The sequence below is a fragment of the Nitratifractor salsuginis DSM 16511 genome (assembly GCF_000186245.1).
GTDB lineage: Bacteria > Campylobacterota > Campylobacteria > Campylobacterales > Sulfurovaceae > Nitratifractor > Nitratifractor salsuginis.
Map to the genome: position 1 here is coordinate 428,274 of NC_014935.1, position 22,077 is coordinate 450,350.

Below are 22,077 nucleotides of genomic sequence, written 5' to 3' on the forward strand. Positions count from 1 at the left end.
AGTTCAACCTTTTTCCGTTCAGTCCCTCAAAAATAATATAACGTAAGGGAGATTAAAGAGATATGAAAGGTAAGTATCCCAATAAAAACTATACTTTCTGGAAATAAGAACATATTTGAAAAATAAGATGTTGATTTAAAGATCGCTAATATTTTTGTTGAGAGGTACCTTGTTGGTATTCTTGCGCTGTCGTCCAACATAGGAGTAGAAGCCTTTACCAAAAATTGGATAAAATTTATTCTAGTGTCCAAAGCAGGAGAACGAGAGATGAGACTGATTGTAAAATATTCATTGTTGGCTATTTTGACAGTGACCTTGGGAGGTTGCTTCGGCATAGGAGAAAAGAAGCAGGAGTACAACAAATCGGCTCAGGCGTGGTACGATGCGATCCAGAGCTCCATTTCCCACGATGAGCTGGAGAAGGCGGACAAGCAGTATCTCTCTCTGCGGAGTGAGCATATCGACTCGGCTCTGCTGCCGACGGCGATGCTGGCGCTGGCACAGGCGCATATGGCCGATGAAGAGTATCTGCTGGCCAATTACTATCTGGATGAGTTTCTCAAGAAATATGCCCGCGGGGCCTGGGCGGAATATGCCCGTTTCCTCAAGCTCAAGGCTTCCTTCCTTGGGATCCACGATATCAACAAGGACCAGAAGCTTGTCGCCGATACCTTGGCACAATGCCAGAGCTTCTACGCTTCACACCGTGGAAGCCGCTATGCGCCGCTGGTGCAGACGATGATCGTCCGTCTGGAAATGGCCCAGTATCTGCTTAATGCGGATATCGCCCATCTCTATGACCGCATCGGCAAAGCCGAAGCCGCCAAGATCTACCGCGAGAAGAACACCCACTACGTTTTCAAGCCCGAGCAGATCGAAGATCCTGAGAGCGGTTTCCTCTCTTCGCTCAATCCCTTCGATTGATCCCCGGGCCCGCGTGCCCATCTTGACATATTCTTCCATTTCCTGTATATTCTTAAAGAAAATTTAAGACTTTATAAACAGTGACTAAAAAGGATTGAGCAATGCAACTTAGTGATTATGATAAATTTCCAACCGTCCTTCCAATCGTAGCCGAGGATGAACTTTTCTTCTACCCCTTTATGATCAGTCCGATCTTCCTCAGCTCTCAGCCTGATATCGATGCGGCGACCATGGCGATGGAGAACAACTCTCTGCTCTTTGTCGCCACGACCAAACCCGGACACGAGGGGGAACGGACCCACGAAGCAATTTATCCCGTGGGCGTGGTCGGCAGCATTATGCGCAAAGTCCATATGCCCGACGGCCGAGTCAAGATCCTCTTCCAGGGTCTGGCCCGGGGCCGGGTGCTGGAGCCGGTGGAGGGCGAACCCCTCCAGGCGAAGATCGGCATTATCGAGAACGACAGTTACAACCAACTCAAAGTCGATGCGATGCTGGGAATCCTTCGGGAGAAGATCCGGCAGCTCAGCCAGCTCAACAGCACCATCCCCGCCGATCTGGTCAAAACCATCGAAGAGAATGACGAGCCCCACCGCATCGCAGACCTTGTCTCTTCGATGCTCTCGCTGCGCAAAGAGAAGGCGTACGAGCTCTATACGATGGAGAACATCGAGGAGCGGCTCTTAGGGCTCATCGATATCATCACCGGACAGATCGAAGCCCTGAAGGTCCAGCGGGAGATCAGCTCCAAGGTCCACAACAAAATCGAGCAGACCAATAAGGAGTACTTCCTCAAGGAGCAGCTCAAAGAGATCCAGAAAGAGCTGGGGGTTGATACCCAGCGCGAAGAAGAGATCGCTGCCTTCCGCGAGAAGCTCGAAGAGATCAAACCCTATCTCGAAGAGGACGCCTACAAGGAGATCAAAAAGCAGCTCGACCGCCTGGCACGGATGCATCCCGACAGTGCCGATGCGGTGGTGCTGCAGAACTATTTGGAGTGGGTCTTCGAAATGCCCTTCGGAAAATTCTCCAAAGGGCAGTTGGATGTGAAAAAGGTGGCTGAAGAGCTAGACAAGGACCACTATTCCCTCGAAAAACCCAAAGAACGGATCGTGGAGTACTTTTCCGTCAGAGAGTTGGCAGAGCTCAGAGGCAAGAAGGAGACTGAGAGCAAAGGAGTCATCCTCTGTTTCGCCGGACCTCCAGGCGTGGGAAAAACCTCTCTGGCCAACTCCATTGCCAAAGCCCTGGACCGTCCATTGGTGCGAATCGCCCTGGGGGGTCTGGAGGATGTGAATGAGCTGAGAGGACACCGCCGTACCTATGTTGGAGCGATGCCCGGCCGGATCGTCCAAGGGCTTATCGAAGCTAAGACGATGGATCCCGTAATGGTCCTCGACGAGATCGACAAGGTGGGGCGCACCCATCGTGGAGATCCGACTTCGGCCTTGCTAGAGATTCTGGATCCTGAGCAGAATACCCACTATCGGGATTACTATCTCAACTTTTCCATCGATCTGAGCAAAGTAGTTTTCATCGCTACCGCCAACGAGCTGGGCTATATCCCCGCTCCACTGCGGGATAGGATGGAGATCATCATTATCAACAGTTACACGCCCGAAGAGAAATTCGAGATTGCCAGACGTTATCTGATCCCTCAGGAGCTCAAGAAGCACGCCCTGCGTCCCGATGAATTCAGCATCTCCAAAAAGGCACTGCGCCTGCTCATCGACGAATACACCCGGGAACCCGGGGTGCGGAATTTGCGGAGAAAGATCGCGACCCTGATGCGCAAAGCGGCGCGGATGATCCTGGAGGATCCCAAGATCCAGCATATACGGATCAATGCAAAGAATCTCCCGAAATTCGCAGGCAAGAAGGTCTTCGAATTCTCCGTCATCGATGAAGAGCCTCAAATCGGTGTGGTCAACGGCCTCGCCTGGACGGCAGTAGGAGGTGATGTTCTGACCGTCGAAGCGATCAAGATCAAAGGCAAGGGGTTGATGCAGCTGACGGGAAGTCTGGGGGATGTGATGAAAGAGTCTGCCCGGATCGCCCACAGTGTGGTCAAGATCCTCATCGATGAAGGGAAAGTGAAGATCCCTCGATCCGTCATTCCCCGTACTGCCAAGGAGCAGGAGGAGGGTAAATATCCCGATGCCAGCGAAGTCTACAAACGTTACGACTTGCACCTCCATGTCCCCGAGGGAGCTACGCCCAAAGATGGCCCCAGCGCGGGGATCACGATGGCAACGGCAATTGCCTCGATCTACAGTGAGCGTAAGGTCGACAACAAGGTTGCGATGACCGGAGAGCTGACTTTAACAGGCAAAGTCCTTCCCATCGGAGGCCTCAAAGAAAAACTGATCGCCGCGTACAAGGCGGGAGTGAAAAAAGCGCTGATTCCCGAAAAGAATTATGAGCGGGATCTGGAAGATCTTCCCAAAGAGGTGCTCGAACATGTGAAGATCATTCCGGTAACGATTATAGAAGAGGTGTTGGAAGAGGCGCTCCTCTAAAAAGGAGAAGAATCAAGAATCGAGATTCTGGGTCCAATAGCGGATCCGGTTGATCAGGTCGTTTTCATTGATCGGCTTGATGATGAAGTCCTCTGCACCTAGATCGAAGACGGCGCTTTTCTGCGTATCGTCCGTAGAGAGGACGATGACAGGGATGCGACTATTTTCCGGATCAGATCGGAAAATTTTCAAAAACTCTTTTCCGTCAAGTACAGGCATAAGAATATCCAAGAGGATCAGATCCACATCAGGATTCTCCCGGACGACCTGTAAAGCTTCGGAACCGTTCTCCGCCTCGAGGATTTGGGAAACCAGATCCGGATGGCGATGGAGCAGAGCCTGAATCAGCTTGCGGTTGATGAAATCGTCATCGACGACCAAGACTTTCAAGGCCATTATTTTTCCCCTCTCTCTTCAAGGAATTTTTTGAAATTCTCTCGAGTCATTTTTTCGGTATAGATTATGCTGTTCAAACCCAAGATGCGTTCGGGGTGTTCCGCTTGGCTGGTTAAGACGACCAGAACACCGCTCTCTTTCAGTTTATTGACCAGGGCATCATCGAGCATCTTCTCATCGAGGAAAACCATGGAAACAGGTTGGGAAGAGAGGATCGCCAATGCCTCTGCCGGCGTTTCGGCTATACGGTAGGGATAGCCGAGAGCCTCGAGCAGTTTCGACAAAAGTTTACGGCTGAAAGGCAGGTTCTTTGCGATGAGGATCTCTTTCGTTTCCATCCCTTTGCCTTCCTGTGCAGTAGCGGCTACCTCTTTGGGGGCTGAAGAAGAGGAGTCCGTGCCGCTTTGTTCCTGTGGCTGCAACGATTCAAGGATCTGGGCAGCGTGTTCCTGGGGAGTCGTGACCAGGGTTGCTTTATCCTTGAGAAATTTGTTGAGAATATAAATCAGCTCCGACATTTCGATCGGTTTGGAAATGTACTCATCCATTCCTTCAGCAAGGAAACGTTCGCGATCCCCTTTGAGAGCATTGGCGGTCAGGGCGACGATGGGCACGTGGGGGAGTTCTTCATCCTCTTCATATTCGAGGATTTCGTGTGTCGCTTCGATTCCATTCATAACGGGCATCTGGATATCCATGAAGATCAAGTCGTAGTCGTTTCCACGACGTAGCTCGAAAGCCTCCAGGCCATTGTTGGCGATATCGACATCGAGGCCCAAGCCTTCGAGAATATTTTTTACCAATTTTTGATTGATGATATTGTCTTCCACGACGAGGACTTTGCCGTGGTAGCGTGTCTGGACTGTCGTTGTAGTGCTTTTGAGCTCCTTTTCCCCCATTTCATAGCGGGAGATGCTTTTGAGCATATCAAGGATTTTGGTGTAAGTGGCCGGTTTGAAAAGGATATTCTCGTTAGTAAATTTATAATCCTTCAACTCTTCCCGGGAAGTGACCCGTGCCAAAAGATAGAGATCTTCTTCCGGCAAGCGGTCGAGGACTTCCCTCAAGCTTTGGGGAATTCGGTCGAAATCCATAAGCAGCGCAGGACAATTTCCCTCGGAAACGAAGGTATGCAGTTCCTGGGCAGAACGGAAAGGTTGCAGTTCCATACCGAAATAATCTGCATAGCGCTGGAGATATTGGTTGAATCTATTTACCTCATCCCCCTGGTAGATACAGAGGATGACGTCGGTGAAAGCATTGCGATAATCTGTCTCTTCATCTCTGATCTCTTCCAGGGGAAGGGTGAAGGAGAAAGTACTGCCTTTACCCTCTTCGCTTTCGACAAGCAGTTTGCCTCCCATCAGCTCCACATACTCTTTGGTGATGGTCAGTCCAAGACCTGTTCCCCCATATTTACGGGTAATGGAACTGTCGGCCTGGGTAAAGGGTTCAAAAATCTTTTTGATCTGCTCTTGGGACATGCCGATGCCGGTATCGATGACCCTGAATTCGATCAGGGATCGATCCCCCTGGGTTGCCTCAAGCTTCTCGATCTCTACGCTTATTTCTCCTCCGGCTTCGGTGAATTTGACGGCATTGTTGAGGAGATTGGTCAGGATCTCTTTGATCTTGGTGGGATCTCCTTTGAGGCGCGAACTAATGGAAGGGTCGATGAAATAATAGAGTTCAATGTCGTTTTCAGCGGCAACCACACCGAAATTATCGATGGTATTATCAAGCTCATGATGGGTTTCGAAAGTGATATGCTCCACTTCAACCTTGTTACTCTCGATTTTGGAGAGATCGAGAATATTGTTGATGATATTGAGCAAATTATGGGAACTTTTCTCAATAATATTGGCAAATTCCTGCTGTTCGTCATTGAGCGGCGTACTTTTCAAAAGTTCGGTGAAGCCGATAATTCCATTCATTGGTGTCCGGATTTCATGGGACATATTGGCGAGGAAAAGTGATTTGGCTTGATTCTCCTCCTGGGCAGTCCGACGATCCTCTCTGGCTTGTCGGACGATCTCTTGGAGGAGTTCGAAGGCTTTTCGATATCCCCCCGGTGCCTCCAGATCGACTTTGCTGAGATCACCGACTATTTCCGAGTAATGCTCATCTTCGTCTCCGAAATCTTCCACGAGATATTTCAGGGCCTTTTTAAACGTCGTATTGTAGGATCTGATGGTCAGAGCGGTATGTCGCGTCAAGTAGAGGATCAAGAGGGCCAGAAGAACTAGGACCCCCAGAACCGTTCCCAAAATCGTTGGAGAATGGAGATAGCGGGTAATTTGTGCCGGATCGAGCTGACTCAGCCAATAGAATCCTCCGGCAATTAGGAGAAGTGCACCTGCGGCCAAAGTTCCGATGAGCGTGAGTTTGTTGGTGATTTTCATGGTCTCGATGCTCCTTTATTCGTTGAGCTGTTTGAGAAAGTTGTCCAGGCTCATCAATTGACCTGCAAATTTTCTGATCCGTTCCGGAGCCCGTTCAATGTCGTTGTCGAACTGGAGCTCATAAAGATTCTCAACCATCGCTTCGACACGGAGGTTGCTTGCCGCCCCTTTGAGCATATGGGCGGTTTTTTGCAATTTGTCCAAATCTTTCTCTTTATAGGCTTCGATCAGGACGGGGAGATAGTCGTGCCCCTGTTGGGCAAAGTCGGTGACGAATTCCTGTACGAGATCTTCAGGAAGGTTCAACTCTTCCGCTGCGACGTGAAGGCTGAAGGAAATGGGAATGGGCTCCACCCCTTCGAGAAAGGCTTCTACGGAGACTTGGGGTTTCGGCGCTTCGGGGACTTTCTCCTCCGGTTTTTCGACCTCTTCTATAGGGGCCTGGGGTGTCGGAGATTCCTGTGCCGCAATCTCTGTTTGTGATTCTGATACGGTTTCAGGAGTTTCGGGTGTTACAGGGTGACTCGCCGCAAGAGAATCAAGTAGATTTTCCAGGGAATCGACAATGGCGGTGCGATCCTCGGGCTCTGCTTGCTCCAGGAGCGAAAGCATCCGATCCAGGGGGGAAAGTTGGAGCAGGAGCAGGGCATCCTTCAAAATCGAGACGGCTTCATGTCGCTGCTGGGAATCATCATTCAGTAATTGTTCACGCATCTGCTTCAGGTCCAGGGTCAGATCTCGAAGCAGACCGAGATACTCCTCACTCCCCAGATTCAATTGGGCGGCATTAGCTTTGAGGTCGGGATGGAACTCTTTGGTGATCTTTTCCCATTCAGCCTCTTCGGGGACAGGCGGCTTGTTCCCTTCGCCCTCTTCGATAAGCGGGGTTACCTCTTGGGGGGCTGCTTTTTCAAGTTCGAGAGGGAAGCTCTCTTCTTCAATGAGTTCCAATAGAGGCTCTTCTTCCTGCTCCACTTCCAAAGGTTCCTCTTTTAAAAGCGGAGCTTGAGTCTCTTCTTCGGTGGGGAGTTCCTCTTCCAACTGTAGTTCGATTAGAGGCTCTTCTTCTGCCGTTGCCGGTTCCTCATTCAAAAGCGTGGCAGGCTCCTGAATTTCGGGTTGGAGGACTTCCTCTTCGGTCGGAGTTTCTTCCTGCAGCGGTAAAAGTTCTTCGATTTCTGGTTCGGTACTCGTTTTCGTATTTTCCGAAGTTTTGGAAGAAGGGCTTTCTCCTTCTTCGGTAAGGAGTTCAAGCAAGGCTTCCAACTCTTCGTCCACCTCCTCGCCTGCTTCTTCGATAGGACTAGGTGTTTCAGTACTTGCAGCTTCTATTGCAGGTTCGGCTTCGAGGCTTTTTCGGATCTCTGTCCTGAAAAGCCGCCAAATCCCCAGTGCCGAATCCAAATTCTCTTCTTCATAGGATAGAGTGCGCCCGTCTTCGAGGATAAGAGACGGCTGCTCACTGCTTAGACGGACACTGCCGTTGGCAAAAGCCCGGGCGGCTTCATAAAAGTCTGTGTACCCCCACTCTTTCAACTCTCCCTGATTCGCAGCGATGAGGTGGTTGTTCTGATCGATGATAAACATTGCTTAATTCCTCGCTTCCATAGTTGGTCGTTTGAATGTCAATTCTTTCGCTTTAAACTTTTCAGGGGTCAGGCGGATATCCTTCGCATTTTTGAAATTTGAGGAATGAGTAAGATATTCACTGGGATAGATATATCGATTTTCCTCACCGGAATATGCTACATTTCCTCCCACACTTTCCCCTTTTCGGTATGTTCTGCAGCCGTTACGAAATTTTTTGGAACTTCTTGGCAAAAGAAGTTTATCACAAGGTTTTCCGAACAATTCTTTTTTGCCGTATCTATTTTCAAGCACAAAACTTTGGCTGATCTCGGGGATCATTCCTGCTTTATACATCTTGTGATGAATCATCTTCTGAGTGAAAAGAGAAGGCAATTTATTACGACAATCATTGTAATGTACCCACACCACTTCATCCTTTCAAGTAAAGCCTCCAATATGCATATTGTATAATATAAACTTTAAACCTAAGTTCTAATGGGGTTCTGTTACTTTTAAGAGAGTGACTCGATCAATCTCTTTGCCATTGTTGGACCGACCACCTTTTGCAATGTATTGAAATCGGCCTTCTCGATTGCCTTGAAAGTTCCAAAGCAATCCAAGAGTTTTTTGAGGGTGGCGGGGCCGATCCCTTTTGTTTGAAGGAGGGCGACTTGGCGATCCTCACGGCGTTTTTTGTTGCGATGGTAAGTGATGGCGTAACGGTGGGCTTCATCTCGGAGGCGTTGGAGCCACTGGAGGCGTGGGTCTTTGGGATCGAGATGCAGAGTCCCCGCGGGGCCGTGGAGGAGATCCCGGGCCGCTCCCTTGGCCCGGTGGGCCTTGGCGTCGAGCTTCTCTTTGGCGATGGCCAGTACCGGCAGGTTGACTCCGGCTTGCCGGAGCAGATCCTCCGCCAGTCGCCGCAGGGTTTCCCCTCCGTCCAGGAGCCAGAGATCCGGCGGCGGTTCTTTATCGAAATCCCCGATACGCCGCTGGAGCATCTCCATCATCTGATGGTACTCATCCCTGGCTTCCAGGCGGTAGCGGCGGTAAGAGTTCTTTGCCCATTTTCCTTCATCCCAGGCGACCATCGCGCCCACGGGGGCTTCCCCCATCAGATGGGAATTGTCGAAGACTTCCACCCTCCAGGGGGTGCGTTCCAGACCGAAGAGCTCGGCGATGCGGTTTTCGATGGGTGTAACAGTGGGGGAAGTTTCCCGTCGGAGCAGCTCTGCGGCATTGGTGAGGGCGAGGCGGGTCAGCTGGGCTTTGGGGCCCCGCTGCGGGTGAAGAATGCGGATCTTCCGCCCCAGGCGTCGGCTGAGGACCTTTTCCAGCTCTTCGCGCTGTTCCAACGCCAGCGGAAGGAGGATCGTCGCGGCGGTCAGCGGAGCCTCTTCGCGGTAGAAATCGAGCAGGGCCTGGGCGTAAGCCTCTTCGGGCTCGTAGGCTTCGGTATGGCGGAAAAAGCTGTGGCTCGATGCGGTGATGCGTCCCCGGCGCATAAAGAGCCGGACGACCACTCCGCGGTCTTTGCCGGGATCGATGGCGAAAATGTCGTAATCCTCTTCCCGGGCAAGATCGATTTCGGAGCGGATCTCCAGGCCGCGGATCGCTTCGATCTGATCCCGCACCTTGGCCGCCTCTTCGAAGCGCTCCTGCTCCGCCAGTTGCATCATCCGCTCTTCCAGGCGCTTGAGGATCAGGGGGAGATTGTGGATCGCCTCTTTGGCCGCTTCGACCCCTTGACGGTAGGCATCGGGGGTGATTTTGCCTTCGCAGGGGGCGGGACAGCGGCCGATCTGGTGAAAGAGGCACGCCTTTTTACCCCGGAGGCATCCCGCCTTCTGTACCAGGGGGAAGAGGGCATAGAGGGCGTCGAGCAGCGCCCGCCCGCCGCTGGGGAAGGGGCCGTAGTAGCGGATCTTCTTCCCACGGACCACCTTGCGGGTCAGCTCGAAGCGGGGGAAGTCCTGGGATTCGTCCAGGTAAATGTAGGGGTAGGTCTTGTCGTCGCGAAGCAGAATGTTGTATTTGGGCTTGAGCTGCTTGATGAGGGAGTTTTCCAGGATCAGGGCATCGGCTTCGCTCTCGACCACCAGGTAATCCAGAGAAGCCGCTTCGTGAAGCATTTTGAGGATTCGGGGGCTCTGATCGGGATTGGGACGCAGCGTGGGGGTGAAGCGCCAGTAGCTCCGTACCCGGTTTCTCAAGTTTTTCGCTTTGCCTACATAGAGCAGCCGTCCCTGGGCATCGAAATATTGATAGACTCCCGGGTTTTTGGGGAGGGAAGAGAGGGTCTGTTCCAGGCTCACCCCGCCTCTCCCCGGTTGCGGAGGATATCGTGACGGATTTTGAGGAAACACTCCCGAAGGGGCTCGTCGGTCTCGGGGATACGGAATGTTCCCGTCGCCAATTCCGAATAATGGGGAACGGTTTCTTCGTCTTCTTTGGAGGAGTTTGAACCCGTATGGAATTTGGAGGGGAAAATGACGATCCGATCCGCCTCCATGAACCGGCATTCCGGGCACGTATCGATGAGGGTGCTTAATAGGCTTTTCAACACATCTTGATTATAATTTAGCTCCATTTTGTAGCCGGGATGGGAGAGGGCGACCATGAGCTGGCGGTTTTTGACCGTCACGAAGGCGATGGCCTGCTGGAAGCGCGGGGGCAGAAGCTCCAGGAAACGACGAGTGCAGCGATGCTGCTCCAGAGGACGAAACGCATGAGTATCACAAAGAGAGGCAAGCAGATGACGGGCGGTTTTCATGCCGGAATTATAGCATTGTTGCTGATGGGGATGGCGCTGGCCGGCTGCGGATACAAGACCGCTCCGGTCTACGTCTCCTCCCCGGATCAGAACCGAACGGTGCCGAATCCGTGAAACGCTACGACGTCATTATCATCGGCGCCGGGATCGCCGGGCTCTATGCGGCGATGAACCTGCCCGAGAGCATGAAGGTGCTCGTGGTCTGCAAAGATATTCCCTGGGAGTGCAATACCTTTTACGCCCAGGGCGGGATCGTTACGGCGCTGAACGAGGCGGACATCCCCTCGCACATCGAGGATACCCTGGCTGCCGGTGCTTACCACAATATCAAAGAGGCGGTGGAGATCCTCTCCCGGGATTCTTTGGGATTGCGTGAGGATCTGGTGGAACGGGGGATGCCTTTCGATCGGGGGGAGGATGGACGGCTCCTCTATACCAAGGAGGCAGCCCATTCTACCAGCCGTATTCTCCATGCCGGCGGGGATGCCACGGGCCGCTATATGCACTACTTTATGATGACCCGCAACCCCCATCTGCTCCAGCGCAACACCCTGGTTTATGATCTGCTGATCGAGAACGGCCGTTGCTACGGGGTGCGGGCGATGGTCAATTACCAGCCCACGACCCTCTATGCCGACCATGTACTCATCGCCAGCGGTGGGGTCGGTTCCCTCTATGCCTACAACACCAATTCCCGAACCGTCAGCGCCGATATACACGGGATCTGCGTAGAGAAGGGAATCGCCCTGAAAGATATGGAGTTTATGCAATTCCACCCGACGGTCTTCGTCAAAACCCCCTTCGCCCGGAAACTGCTGCTGACTGAAGCGCTGCGGGGAGAAGGGGCCTATATCGTCGACGAAGACGGCAAACGGTTTCTTTTTGACTACGATCCTCGGGGTGAGCTGGCCAGCCGGGATATCGTCTCCAGGGCGATCTTCGATTACAAACGCAAAACCGGCAAAGAGGTTTACCTCGACTTTTCGATGTTCGACGAGGAGTGGTTCCACCGGCGTTTCCCCAACATTACCAAGACCTTCGAAGCTTTGGGCTATCACCTCCCCAAAGATCGGGTCCCCATTTCCCCGGCCTTCCATTATGCCAACGGAGGGATCGAATGTGATACCTGGGGGCGGATCCCCGGAATGCAGGGCCTCTATGTAGCCGGTGAAGCGGCACGGACCGGGGTACACGGAGCCAACCGCCTGGCGTCGAACTCTCTGCTGGAGGCGGCGGTTTTCGCCCGGCGGGCGGTCGAAGCGATCCTGGGGACTCCCGTCCACGACGGTCCCATTCCCCGTTTCGAAAAGGATTACGATACCCAATTGCACAAGGAGCACGACAAATCCTACAAACATCAACTGCGACAGATTATGTGGAAAGATGCGGGGATCATTCGCACCGAAGCAGGGCTGCATGAAGCCAAGAACTTTATCTACGACACCAAAAACAAAGAGATCGGCCGCTTGCTCGAACTACGTCTCAACACCGCCGCCGCCATCGTCGAAGCTGCCCTGGCCCGCAAGGAATCCCTGGGCAGCCACTACATCGAAAAAGAGGAATCCTGATGCACGGAATGGACCTGACCACTACATGGGTGGGCTGGCTGGACCTGGTGGTCTTCATTGTCGCCTATCTCCTGGTTGCCACCGAAGAGAAATATGAAATAAACAAGGCCAAACCGGCCCTCTTCGCCGGAACCTTTATGTTTATGATGATCGGGGTCTACTACGCCCTCAATCATCTCGACCCGGCGCCGCTGCATGAGGAGATGACCAAGCTCATCGAAGAGATCGCCGAGATCTACTTCTTCCTCTTCGTGGCGATGACCTACATCGAGACCCTCATTGAGCGGGGGGTTTTCGACGCACTCAAGTTTAAGCTGGTTTCCAAGGGCTACAGTTATAAAAAACTCTTCTGGCTGACGGGGTTGCTGGCCTTTTTCATTTCCCCGGTCGCCGACAACCTGACGACGGCTCTGATTCTTTCGACGGTGCTCTTTACTATCGACAAGACTAACCGCCCCTTTCTCGTCGCCGGGGCGATCAATATCGTCGTCGCCGCCAATGCCGGGGGAGCCTGGAGCCCCTTTGGTGACATTACGACGCTGATGGCCTGGACCGCCGGCAAGGGGGAGTTCGTCGATTTCCTCTACCTCTTCGTCCCCTCCATCGCCGGTTGGCTTTTGACCGCCTGGTTGCTGAGCTTCTACGTCCCCAAAGGGGAACCCCACTTCGATGCAAAGACAGAGTTCAAACCGGTCATCAAGGATGGCGGTATGGCTGTGGTCTGGCTGGGGGCTTTTACAATCTTCATCGCCGTGGTGGGACACCAGTTTTTCCATTTCCCGGCGATGTGGGGGATGATGTTCGGGCTTTCGCTGCTCAAGCTCTACTCCTACTCTTTGGCCAAGCGCAAACACCGCACCGGTTTCGATGTCTTCGTCAATATGAAAAAAGTGGAGAACGATACGCTGCTCTTCTTCTTCGGGATCCTTTCTGCTGTCGGGGCGCTGCATTACCTAGGCTATCTGCACTATATCCATCATCTCTATGACCTTCTGGGCGCTACGACGGCCAACGTCGGTGTAGGATTCATCTCGGCGATCATCGACAATGTCCCGGTGATGAGTGCTATTTTGAAATCGTCGCCGGCGATGGGGACCGACCAGTGGATGCTGGTGACGATGACCGCCGGTATCGGCGGCTCCCTTATCTCCTTCGGTTCCGCAGCGGGAGTGGGGGTGATGGGGCGGCTGCGGGGGATCTATACCTTCGGCAGCCATATCCGCCTGGCCTGGACTGTGCTGGCGGGATACATTCTCTCGATCGCGCTCTGGTATGTGCAGTTCGAGATCCTCGGACTCTATTGATGAGAGTAACTAGTAATGGGGAGGATTGGTGCCCTGTTGAGTTGTCGATATAATTTGCTCTGTGAATACCGGAGAGCCGGTGGAATTTTACAAAAAGGAGAATTTCTAGTTACTAGTTACTAGTCTCTTTCTAGTTATTCAAAAGGATAAATGTGAGAAAAGAAGTACCGATCGTCGTTTTGGATTTTGGTTCGCAATATACGCAGTTGATCGCCCGTAAGCTTCGGGAGAGCGGTGTCTATACTGAAGTGGTCCCCTACCGGGAAGACCTGGAGGCGATCAAAGCCCGCAAACCCAAGGGAATCATTCTCTCCGGGGGGCCCGCGTCGGTCTATGCCGAAGATGCCTACCATCCCGATGAGGGGATTTGGGATCTGGGGCTGCCGATTTTGGGGATCTGCTACGGGATGCAGCTCATCGCCCAACACTTCGGCGGAGAAGTGGTCCCGGCGGACCACCACGAATACGGCAAGGCGCGGCTGCATATCACCAAGCCCGATTCCCCGATCTTCAAAGATGTGCCCGACAACAGCATCGTCTGGATGAGCCACGGCGACCGGGTGGAGAAGCTCCCCGAGGGCTTCGAGACCATCGCCGTCAGTGACAATTCCCCCCATGCGGCGATCGCCGACGAGAACCGTCAAATCTACGCCTTTCAGTTTCACCCCGAAGTACACCACTCCGTCGAAGGGGTGAAGATGCTCAAAAACTTCGCCAAATATATCTGCGGAGCTGAAAGCACCTGGAATATGGGCTCCTTCGCCAAAGAGAAGATCGAAGAGATCCGCAAGCAGGTGGGGGATAAAAAGGTACTCTGCGGCGTCAGCGGCGGGGTGGACAGCTCCGTCGTCGCCGCACTGCTCCACGAAGCGATCGGCGATCAGCTCATTGCGGTCTTCGTCGATACCGGCTTGCTGCGCAAGAATGAGGCGCAGCAGGTCCAGGATATGTTCAAGCAGTTGGGGATCGACCTGATTACCGTAGACGCTTCCGAGAAATTCCTCTCCCGCCTCAAAGGAGTGACCGATCCCGAGCGCAAGCGTAAGATTATCGGTGAAACTTTTATCGAAGTCTTCGACGAAGAGGCGAAAAAGCACGCCGACGAAGTGAGCTTCCTGGCCCAGGGGACCCTCTACACGGACGTCATCGAATCGGTCAGCGTCAAAGGCCCCTCCAAAACCATCAAATCCCACCACAACGTCGGCGGTCTGCCCGAGTGGATGACCTTCGAGCTGGTCGAACCCCTGCGGGAGATTTTCAAGGACGAAGTGCGCAAACTGGGCCTGGAGCTCGGCCTGCCCAAACATATGATCGGCCGCCATCCCTTCCCCGGGCCCGGTCTGGCGATCCGCGTGATGGGCGAAGTCAACGAAGAGGCACTGCGCCTGCTCCGTGACAGCGACGAGATCATGCAGGAGGAGCTCCGCGCCAGCGGTTATTACGATAAGGTTTGGCAAGCCTTTACCGTGCTGCTCAACGTCAGCAGTGTCGGCGTGATGGGGGACAACCGCACCTACGACAACACCGTTTGCGTGCGGATGGTGGAATCGGTCGACGGGATGACCGCCACTTTCGCCTATGTCCCCCACGACATTCTGGAGAACATCAGCCGCCGGATCATTAACGAGATCGACGGGATCAACCGGGTGGTGTATGATATCTCCTCCAAACCCCCCGCAACCATCGAATGGGAATAGCCTGCCTCTTTTGGGCATCTTCGAGCGGAAGCCTCCCTCTACGCTCAGTCACTTACTTCGTGTAAGCTCCTTCGCTCCGAGGGAGCCCTCCACTCAAATCTGCTCCAAAATAGTTTGGCTATTATTGAATGAGGAATGAGGAGTGAGGAATGAAGAATTGAGGTTTGCGTTGCTTTGCAACGCTTTTTTTGAAATTGTCGCTAAAGGCGACACCGCTCCTTAATAATCAATACCCATATAATAAAACTAATACTCTTGCGACGTGAGGGCCGGAGGTCCGTGCTTGCGACTTGCGACTCAAAAAAGGAAAGCCTATGCATAATAAACCCAAATTCCACATCATCAAAAACATCGGCTATGCCCTGGCGGGGATGCGCTATACCGTCACTCAGGAGAAGTCCTTTCGCACCCAGCTGGCGGTCATTGCGCTCATTGCCGTCGGGCTCTTCTTCGCTCCCATCTCAACGCTCTCCAAATGGATCCTCTTCGCTTCGACCTGGCTGGTGCTGATCGCTGAAGCTTTCAACAGCGCCATCGAGCGGGTGGTGGACCTGGTGACTCAGGAGCATCACCCTCTGGCGGGGCAGGCGAAAGATATCGGAGCGTTTGGGGTCTTTTTGGCCTTCTGTCTGACGGCGATGATCTGGGGGATCGTGCTATATGGGGAGCTGGTGAAGAGTTAGGAGTTAGGAGTGAGGAGTTTCGGTAAGCGTTGCCTTGCAACGCCTTTTATCTGAAATTGTTGCCAGAGGCGACACCGTTCTCCGATAACCACATAATTATTTCTTGCGACGTGAGGGCCATAGGCCCGTGCTTGCGACTTGCGATCCCTGATAGAACAAAACTGCTATAATCTTTTCCAATGAATCCTCATAATCAAAGGACCGACGATGCGAGAGAACACCCTGGCGATTCATGCCGGATACGACGGTAACGAGTTCGGAACGATGGCGGTGCCGATCTATCAGACGACTGCCTATGAGTTCCGGGATGCCGAGCATGCGGCGAATCTTTTTGAACTCAAAGAGCTGGGCAATATCTATACCCGCCTGATGAATCCCACCACCGACGTTTTCGAAAAACGTTTCGCCGCACTCGAAGGGGGAGCGGCGGCGGTGGCGACCGCCAGCGGGATGAGTGCCATCTTCTATGCCATCGCCAATGTCGCCGAAGCGGGGGACAACATCATCGTCGCCAAGCAGGTCTACGGCGGGACGACGACTCTGACGGGACACACGATCCGCCGTTTCGGGATCGAGGCACGCTATTTTGACGTGTACGAACCCGAAGAGCTCGAAGCGATGATCGACGAGCGGACCAAACTGATCCATTTCGAGAGCATCACCAATCCCAGTGTGGATGTAGCGGATATCGCGGAGATCGTCCGGATCGCCGATCGCCACGGTGTGCTTACCTGTACCGACAATACGGTGGCCACGCCGGTGATCTGCAAACCCATCGAACACGGCGTGGATGTGGTGGTACACAGCGCCAGCAAATACACCACCGGCCAGGGATTGGCGATCGGAGGGATCGTCGTCGAACGGGAAGGGCTGGTGGAGAAGCTCAAGGGCAATCAACGCTACTACCATTTCAACGAGCCCGATCCCAGCTATCACGGACTGGTCTATACCGATCTGCCCCTGCCTCCTTTTACCCTTCGCACACGCCTGGCGCTTCTGCGCGACCTGGGGGCGGCACCCAGCCCTTTCAATTCCTGGCTCTATATCCAGGGCCTGGAGACCCTGCCTTTGAGAATGCGACAACATTCGGATTCGGCTCTCGCTATCGCCGAATTTCTCGAAGCCCATCCCAAGGTCAAAAAGGTCAACTATCCCGGCCTCAAAAGCGACCCCAATTACCCATTGGTTCAAAAATATTTCAAAAAAGGAATGGCCAGCGGGCTGCTGAGCTTTGAAGTGGAGAGCCGGGAAGAGGCGCAGCGGATTGCCGACAGCACGAAGCTCTTCAAGCTCGTGGTCAATATCGGCGACAGCAAATCGCTCATCACCCATCCCGCCAGCACGACCCATCAGCAGCTGAGCAAAGAAGAGCTTGAAGCCGCCGGAGTCCCCGAAGGGTTGATCCGTCTCAGTGTCGGTCTGGAAGATACGGAGGATCTGATCGAGGATCTGCGGCAGGCGCTTCAGAACTAGGAACGAGGAATGAGGAATGAGGAATTATGGTTGGCGTTGCGTGGCAACGCTTTTTTTGAATTGTCGCCTAAAAGCGACATCACTCCCAATAACCAATAGACAAATACACCAATACACAATAATCTTTTTACGATAAAATAGCGCCAAACTATCCGACAGGCTGCCGATGAAGATCGAGACCCATACTACCCATTTCACTTCACCGCTTTATCTGGAGAGCGGGCGAATCCTGGAACCTTATGAAATTCGCTACGAAACTTATGGGGAACTCAACGAAGCCAAAGACAATGTGATCCTTGTCTGCCACGCCCTCAGCGGCTCCCATCACGCGGCGGGGCTTTATGAGGGGGAGCGCAAACCGGGCTGGTGGGATGCGCTGATCGGCCCCGGCAAGGGGATCGATACCGACCGCTACTTCGTCGTCTGCACCAATGTCATCGGTTCCTGTTTCGGTTCTACGGGCCCGATGAGTCCCCAATACCCTTCCGAGGAACCCTACCGCCTCAAATTTCCGGTTGTGACGATCAAAGATATGATCCGAGCCCAGCGCCAGCTTCTGAGCCATCTGGGGATCCACCATGTCAAAGCGATCGTCGGAGGCTCGATGGGTGGGATGCAGGCGTTGCAATTCGCTGTGGATTATCCCGGCTTTGCCGACCATATCATTCCGTTGGCTACGACCTACGCCACTCGCCCCTGGGTCATCGCCTTCAACAAGGTCGCGGTAGAGGCGATCCGCAGAGATCCCCGCTTCGACAACGGCAACTACGCCCCCGACGCTTTCAAAGAACACGGCTGCGACGGGCTGGCCGTGGGACGCATCGCCGGGCACATCTCCTATCTCAGTCCCCAGTCGATGGATCGGAAATTCGGGCGCAACTATGTCGCTACCGACGGCCTCTTCGAACTTTTCGGCCGTTATGAAGTGGAGCGCTATATGGAGTACAACACCGCCAACTTCTCCCGGATCTTCGATCCGCTCAGCTATCTCTACATCGTCAAGGCGATCAACACCTTCAACCTCTCCCGGGGTTACGATTCCCTCCACGATGCTGTGAGCCGGATCCGTGCCCAGGTGCACCTGATCAGCTTCGCGGGGGATTACCTCTTCTTTCCGGAGGAGATGGAACACCTCGCTAAAATGTTGCGACGTAACGGCCAGGCCCACAGTTATCACGAGATCGAGAGTGATTACGGGCACGACGCCTTTTTGGTGGAAGTGGATAAGTTCGATTTCATTATCCGGGAAATTCTGGAAGAGGAGTGTGGATGAAAGAGCTCGGCTTCGAAGAGCAGTTGGAACGCAGCCGGGAGATCCTGGAGCGATTGATGGATCCGGAGATCACCCTGGAAGAGAGTGTCAAACTCTACGAAGAGGGGATGGAGACGATCCACCGCGCCAGAAAGATGATCGAAGAGGCGAAACTCAAGGTGGAGCAGATCGAAGCGCAGCATAGCGACGGGGAGCCGGAAGAATGAAAGAGCTCACCGTCGCTGCGTTGCAACTCCCGACTCTGGGGATGAACGCGACCCGTCTGGAATTTTATCTCAGCAACGCCACGGAGCGGGGAGCCCGGATCATCCTGCTCGGAGAGTATGTGCTCAACCACTTTTTTCTCGAACTCCAATCGATGCCCCGGAATATGATCAAGGAGCAGAGCCGGACCCATCTCAAGCTGCTCAAACGCCTGGCGAAGGAGTATGATGTGACCTTCGTCGCTCCCCTGGTCCGGGTCAAGAAGAAGGAGTATTTCAAAACCGTCGTTCTGGTCGGCCCGGAGAAGACCCGCTACTACACCCAGCAGATCCTCCTCCCTTATCCCCACTGGAACGAAGAGGCCTTTTTCTCCAATCCCGTCGCGCCTCTGAAGGATCCTTTCATCTTCAAGGTCGACGGCTTCAAAGTCGCGGTGATGGCGGGATACGAACTCCATTTTGATCCCCTCTGGGAGGCGCTGGACCGTCACAAGGTCGATCTGGTGCTCCTGCCGACCGCTTCGACCTTCGGCTCGCATAACCGCTGGAGGGAGCTGATCAAATCGAGGGCCTTTTTGCACGGGGTCTATATCCTGCGGGCCAACCGTCTGGGGGAGTATGACGACGGAGAGAACAAGTGGCGTTTCTACGGAGACAGTATGCTGGTCAATCCCGACGGTGAAGTGGAGATGATGCTGGAGGACAAAGAGTCGATGCTGGTGGAGTCTGTGGAGAAGAAAGCTGTCAAAGAGCATCGCAAAGGGTGGCGTTTTCAGGAGGCTCTGCGGCGCCGGGGAGCTTTATGAGGTCGGAGGAGTATTTCCATCGGCAGATTCAGCTCTGGGGGGAGGAAGCCCAGGAGCGGCTCGCTGCCAAGCGGATCGTCATCATCGGATGCGGAGGGCTCGGCTCGACGCTCGCTCTGGCTCTGGGGTGCAGCGGCATCGGAGAGATTCACCTGGTGGATTTCGATGAGGTCTCTTTGCACAATATCCACCGGCAGATCGTTTTCACTCTGGAGGATCAGGGAGGAAACAAAGCGGAGGTGAGCGCCGAGCTGCTCCGAAAGAAAAATCCCTTCGTGAAGGTCCAGGCCCACCCCTGCGACTTCGATTCCTTCGCAAAGAGCAATACTCTTGCCTTCGATCTGATCCTCGACGCGACAGACAACCTCCCCGTCCGCTCCAAAATCGATGCCTGGGCCAAAAGCTGCCGCATCCCCTGGGTCTATGCCAGTGTGGAAGCCTTCAACGGGCAAGTCTGCTTTTTTGACCGGGCCGATTTCGGGGTCTTCGCCGTCAGTGACCATACCCCCGCAGGCATCGCCGCCCCGATCGTGATGCAGGTCGGCTCCTTCCAGGCCAATCTGGCACTGCGCTATCTCGCGGGACTTCCCATTCGCAAAGATCAGCTCCACTATCTCTATTATGACGAAGAGGGGGAGTTGGTGCTCAAAAAGTTCAAACTACCGGTTGTGAGTGAAGAGTGAGGAATTAGAAATTAGAAATGAGTAATGAGAAATTGCGGTTGGCATTGTTTTGCAATGCCTTTTTTTAATTGAAGAACACTATTTTTCTTGACAAAGGCATTGAACCGTGTCAAACTACCCACTACCCACTACCCACTACCCACTACCCACTACCCACTACCCACTACCCACTACCCACTACCCACTACCCACTCTTTTCTTCGTGTTATAATGACGCACTAAATTTTTGAAGGAATCTCTATGAAATTCAAAAAAGAGATCGGCATTGCAGCTGCACTTGCCCTGATGGCGGGATTGGCAGGCTGTACCCAGGAGGCTCAGAACTCCATCAGCCGTTCCATCCAGAACTGGACCGGAACCGACGGGGTTTTGGATGTCTATGCCGGGGAGAAACTGGTCAAACGCTTTATCAAGATCGACAAGCTCTCCACCGCCTACGGCACCAATGACGGTAAGCCGCGCCCCTACCGCTACGGATACGGCTACGACGACAAGAACTTCAATTACAAGGTCGACAAAGGGGAGAAGAAGGTCTATTTCGAATTTTCCGACTACTCGACCAACTATATCTTCTACGAAAACGACGAAGCACGCTAAAAGGAGTAACTATGGAAATCATCGCGACCGACAAGGCACCCCAGGCGATCGGCCCCTATTCACAGGCGATCCTGGTCGACGGCATCCTCTATACCTCCGGGCAGATCGCCCTGACACCGGAAGGTGAATTGATCGAAGGGGGTGTGGCGGAGCAGACCCGTCAGGTTCTGAGCAATCTCAGCGCAGTGCTGGAAGCGGCCGGCGGGAGTCTGGAGGATGTGATCAAGACCACCATCTTCCTGGCCGATATGGGAGATTTTGCCACGGTCAACGAAGTCTATGCGGAGTTTTTCGGTGAGCACAAACCGGCCCGAAGTACCGTCGCCGTCAAGACTCTCCCCAAAGAGGTCCTGGTGGAGATCGACTGTATCGCGAAGCCGGGAGAGTCACTTTAAGGGCTCCTCACTCTTTTTCGGAAAAATTCAAAATCTCTTAAACTTTCTTTGGGTATAATCCCGAACTTAAATTGCCGCACCCCGGCGATCGACGAGTGATTAATCAAATAAAGGGTTAGCAATGTACGCGATTATCAAAGCAAGCGGACAGCAGTTCAAGGTGCAGGAAGGCGACGTGATCTGCTTCGACAAGATGGGTCTGGAGCCCAAAGCCGAAGTGGAGTTCACCGAAGTCCTGGCATTGGATGACGGTGAGCTGAAGATCGGCACCCCCTATGTCGAGGGCGCTGTCGTCAAAGGCGAAGTGATCAACGAGGGCCGTGACCGCAAAGTGGTCATCTTCAAGAAGCGTCGGAGAAAAGACTCCAAGCTCAAGCGCGGATTCCGCCGGGATTTCACCCGCGTCCGCATCACCAAAATTGCATAAGGAGCGTTTATGGCACATAAGAAAGGACAGGGTTCAACCCAGAACAACCGTGACTCAGCGGGCCGCCGTCTCGGTGTGAAAAAGTTCGGTGGAGAGCACGTCATTCCCGGCAACATCATCATCCGCCAGCGTGGGACCAAAGTTCATCCTGGCAAAGGTGTCGGTATGGGCAAAGACCATACCATCTATGCCCTCATCGAGGGTGTAGTCAAGTTCGAGAACAAGACTTCTACCAAGAAGAAAGTCTCCGTCGTTCCCGCCTGACTCTTATGAACCGGGCGGCTTCGCCTGCCGGTTCCTCTTTTTCAATATTCCTCTCAACTCTTTTCTACTTTTATTCCATAGTTGACAATCTTTTAATTCCGGAATGGAACTCTCTGCCCCT

At 53.5% G+C, this 22,077-nt stretch carries 22 protein-coding genes; 16 read left to right on the plus strand and 6 right to left on the minus strand.

Translation table 11 applies throughout. The features are described 5' to 3' along the window. Positions 1–267 precede the first annotated feature (267 nt). Both NITSA_RS02120 and lon read left to right on the plus strand, forming a co-directional pair. A complete protein-coding gene (locus NITSA_RS02120) occupies positions 268–924 on the plus strand; it encodes an outer membrane protein assembly factor BamD (RefSeq protein WP_013553381.1) in 657 nt (218 codons plus the stop codon). A gap of 101 nt (positions 925–1,025) precedes the next feature. After that, positions 1,026–3,443, plus strand: a complete 2,418-nt coding sequence (lon, locus tag NITSA_RS02125) for an endopeptidase La (RefSeq protein WP_013553382.1) — start codon at positions 1,026–1,028, stop codon at positions 3,441–3,443. 12 nt (positions 3,444–3,455) lie between these two features. On the opposite strand, the gene NITSA_RS02130 is transcribed toward lon, so the two are convergent. The 6 genes from NITSA_RS02130 to NITSA_RS02155 form a co-directional block, all read right to left on the minus strand. Next, positions 3,456–3,839 (minus strand): response regulator, encoded by a 384-nt coding sequence (locus NITSA_RS02130; RefSeq protein WP_013553383.1) that lies wholly within the window; start codon positions 3,837–3,839, stop codon positions 3,456–3,458. Continuing rightward, positions 3,839–6,241 (minus strand): ATP-binding protein, encoded by a 2,403-nt coding sequence (locus NITSA_RS02135; protein WP_013553384.1) that lies wholly within the window; start codon positions 6,239–6,241, stop codon positions 3,839–3,841. Before NITSA_RS02135 ends, NITSA_RS02130 begins: the two co-directional genes overlap by 1 nt. A gap of 15 nt (positions 6,242–6,256) precedes the next feature. Next, positions 6,257–7,828: an Hpt domain-containing protein gene (locus NITSA_RS02140; protein WP_013553385.1), complete on the minus strand. Its 1,572-nt coding sequence runs from the start codon at positions 7,826–7,828 to the stop codon at positions 6,257–6,259. Between the two features lie 3 nt (positions 7,829–7,831). Further along, on the minus strand, positions 7,832–8,236 hold the full coding sequence (locus NITSA_RS02145) for a hypothetical protein (RefSeq protein ID WP_013553386.1): 405 nt from the start codon (positions 8,234–8,236) through the stop codon (positions 7,832–7,834). 86 nt (positions 8,237–8,322) lie between these two features. Beyond that, the gene (gene uvrC / locus NITSA_RS02150) at positions 8,323–10,125 is read right to left on the minus strand and encodes an excinuclease ABC subunit UvrC (protein ID WP_013553387.1); all 1,803 of its coding nucleotides are present in this window, start codon (positions 10,123–10,125) and stop codon (positions 8,323–8,325) included. Then, the gene (locus NITSA_RS02155) at positions 10,122–10,583 is read right to left on the minus strand and encodes a DciA family protein (RefSeq protein ID WP_013553388.1); all 462 of its coding nucleotides are present in this window, start codon (positions 10,581–10,583) and stop codon (positions 10,122–10,124) included. The genes uvrC and NITSA_RS02155 overlap by 4 nt, the downstream gene beginning before the upstream one ends. Here NITSA_RS02155 and NITSA_RS11685 point away from each other — a divergent pair. The 14 genes from NITSA_RS11685 (at position 10,566) to rpmA (ending at position 21,956) form a co-directional block, all read left to right on the plus strand. Continuing rightward, on the plus strand, positions 10,566–10,697 hold the full coding sequence (locus NITSA_RS11685) for a hypothetical protein (RefSeq protein ID WP_281031785.1): 132 nt from the start codon (positions 10,566–10,568) through the stop codon (positions 10,695–10,697). The genes NITSA_RS02155 and NITSA_RS11685 overlap by 18 nt on opposite strands. Further along, entirely contained in the window at positions 10,694–12,151 is a 1,458-nt protein-coding gene (nadB, locus tag NITSA_RS02160; protein ID WP_013553389.1) for an L-aspartate oxidase, read from the plus strand. Before NITSA_RS11685 ends, nadB begins: the two co-directional genes overlap by 4 nt. Beyond that, positions 12,151–13,455 carry a sodium:proton antiporter NhaD gene (gene nhaD / locus NITSA_RS02165; protein WP_013553390.1) on the plus strand — a complete coding sequence of 435 codons (1,305 nt, stop codon included), beginning with the start codon at positions 12,151–12,153 and terminating at the stop codon, positions 13,453–13,455. Before nadB ends, nhaD begins: the two co-directional genes overlap by 1 nt. Before the next feature lie 152 nt (positions 13,456–13,607). Next, a complete protein-coding gene (gene guaA / locus NITSA_RS02170) occupies positions 13,608–15,152 on the plus strand; it encodes a glutamine-hydrolyzing GMP synthase (protein ID WP_013553391.1) in 1,545 nt (514 codons plus the stop codon). Positions 15,153–15,466: 314 nt separating this feature from the next. Then, positions 15,467–15,835: a diacylglycerol kinase gene (locus NITSA_RS02175; protein ID WP_013553392.1), complete on the plus strand. Its 369-nt coding sequence runs from the start codon at positions 15,467–15,469 to the stop codon at positions 15,833–15,835. 207 nt (positions 15,836–16,042) lie between these two features. Then, a complete protein-coding gene (locus NITSA_RS02180) occupies positions 16,043–17,308 on the plus strand; it encodes an O-acetylhomoserine aminocarboxypropyltransferase/cysteine synthase family protein (RefSeq protein ID WP_013553393.1) in 1,266 nt (421 codons plus the stop codon). Between the two features lie 166 nt (positions 17,309–17,474). After that, complete coding sequence (gene metX / locus NITSA_RS02185) at positions 17,475–18,581, plus strand: homoserine O-acetyltransferase MetX (RefSeq protein WP_013553394.1); 1,107 nt, start codon at positions 17,475–17,477, stop codon at positions 18,579–18,581. Continuing rightward, a complete protein-coding gene (xseB, locus tag NITSA_RS02190; RefSeq protein WP_013553395.1) occupies positions 18,578–18,787 on the plus strand; it encodes an exodeoxyribonuclease VII small subunit in 210 nt (69 codons plus the stop codon). Before metX ends, xseB begins: the two co-directional genes overlap by 4 nt. Next, a complete protein-coding gene (locus tag NITSA_RS02195; RefSeq protein WP_013553396.1) occupies positions 18,784–19,590 on the plus strand; it encodes a carbon-nitrogen hydrolase family protein in 807 nt (268 codons plus the stop codon). The genes xseB and NITSA_RS02195 overlap by 4 nt, the downstream gene beginning before the upstream one ends. After that, positions 19,587–20,273: a HesA/MoeB/ThiF family protein gene (locus NITSA_RS02200; RefSeq protein WP_013553397.1), complete on the plus strand. Its 687-nt coding sequence runs from the start codon at positions 19,587–19,589 to the stop codon at positions 20,271–20,273. Before NITSA_RS02195 ends, NITSA_RS02200 begins: the two co-directional genes overlap by 4 nt. Positions 20,274–20,513: 240 nt before the next feature. Continuing rightward, positions 20,514–20,870 carry a hypothetical protein gene (locus NITSA_RS02205; RefSeq protein WP_013553398.1) on the plus strand — a complete coding sequence of 119 codons (357 nt, stop codon included), beginning with the start codon at positions 20,514–20,516 and terminating at the stop codon, positions 20,868–20,870. A gap of 11 nt (positions 20,871–20,881) precedes the next feature. Beyond that, positions 20,882–21,265 (plus strand): RidA family protein, encoded by a 384-nt coding sequence (locus tag NITSA_RS02210; protein WP_013553399.1) that lies wholly within the window; start codon positions 20,882–20,884, stop codon positions 21,263–21,265. Positions 21,266–21,386: 121 nt separating this feature from the next. After that, positions 21,387–21,692: a 50S ribosomal protein L21 gene (gene rplU, locus NITSA_RS02215; RefSeq protein ID WP_013553400.1), complete on the plus strand. Its 306-nt coding sequence runs from the start codon at positions 21,387–21,389 to the stop codon at positions 21,690–21,692. 9 nt (positions 21,693–21,701) lie between these two features. Continuing rightward, positions 21,702–21,956, plus strand: coding sequence for a 50S ribosomal protein L27 (gene rpmA / locus NITSA_RS02220; protein WP_013553401.1), 255 nt, complete (start codon positions 21,702–21,704; stop codon positions 21,954–21,956). The last annotated feature ends 121 nt before the right edge of the window (positions 21,957–22,077 follow it).

Coding starts and splice junctions, on each gene's coding strand:
- NITSA_RS11685 (WP_281031785.1), top strand. CDS start 10,566: ATGACGGGCGGTTTTCATGCCGGAATTATAGCATTGTTGCTGATGGGG.
- lon (WP_013553382.1), top strand. CDS start 1,026: ATGCAACTTAGTGATTATGATAAATTTCCAACCGTCCTTCCAATCGTA.
- NITSA_RS02155 (WP_013553388.1), bottom strand. CDS start 10,583: ATGAAAACCGCCCGTCATCTGCTTGCCTCTCTTTGTGATACTCATGCG.
- NITSA_RS02140 (WP_013553385.1), bottom strand. CDS start 7,828: ATGTTTATCATCGATCAGAACAACCACCTCATCGCTGCGAATCAGGGA.
- NITSA_RS02200 (WP_013553397.1), top strand. CDS start 19,587: ATGAGGTCGGAGGAGTATTTCCATCGGCAGATTCAGCTCTGGGGGGAG.
- nhaD (WP_013553390.1), top strand. CDS start 12,151: ATGCACGGAATGGACCTGACCACTACATGGGTGGGCTGGCTGGACCTG.
- NITSA_RS02135 (WP_013553384.1), bottom strand. CDS start 6,241: ATGAAAATCACCAACAAACTCACGCTCATCGGAACTTTGGCCGCAGGT.
- rplU (WP_013553400.1), top strand. CDS start 21,387: ATGTACGCGATTATCAAAGCAAGCGGACAGCAGTTCAAGGTGCAGGAA.
- NITSA_RS02130 (WP_013553383.1), bottom strand. CDS start 3,839: ATGGCCTTGAAAGTCTTGGTCGTCGATGACGATTTCATCAACCGCAAG.
- NITSA_RS02205 (WP_013553398.1), top strand. CDS start 20,514: ATGAAATTCAAAAAAGAGATCGGCATTGCAGCTGCACTTGCCCTGATG.
- rpmA (WP_013553401.1), top strand. CDS start 21,702: ATGGCACATAAGAAAGGACAGGGTTCAACCCAGAACAACCGTGACTCA.
- NITSA_RS02195 (WP_013553396.1), top strand. CDS start 18,784: ATGAAAGAGCTCACCGTCGCTGCGTTGCAACTCCCGACTCTGGGGATG.
- NITSA_RS02175 (WP_013553392.1), top strand. CDS start 15,467: ATGCATAATAAACCCAAATTCCACATCATCAAAAACATCGGCTATGCC.
- xseB (WP_013553395.1), top strand. CDS start 18,578: ATGAAAGAGCTCGGCTTCGAAGAGCAGTTGGAACGCAGCCGGGAGATC.
- NITSA_RS02180 (WP_013553393.1), top strand. CDS start 16,043: ATGCGAGAGAACACCCTGGCGATTCATGCCGGATACGACGGTAACGAG.
- NITSA_RS02210 (WP_013553399.1), top strand. CDS start 20,882: ATGGAAATCATCGCGACCGACAAGGCACCCCAGGCGATCGGCCCCTAT.
- metX (WP_013553394.1), top strand. CDS start 17,475: ATGAAGATCGAGACCCATACTACCCATTTCACTTCACCGCTTTATCTG.
- NITSA_RS02120 (WP_013553381.1), top strand. CDS start 268: ATGAGACTGATTGTAAAATATTCATTGTTGGCTATTTTGACAGTGACC.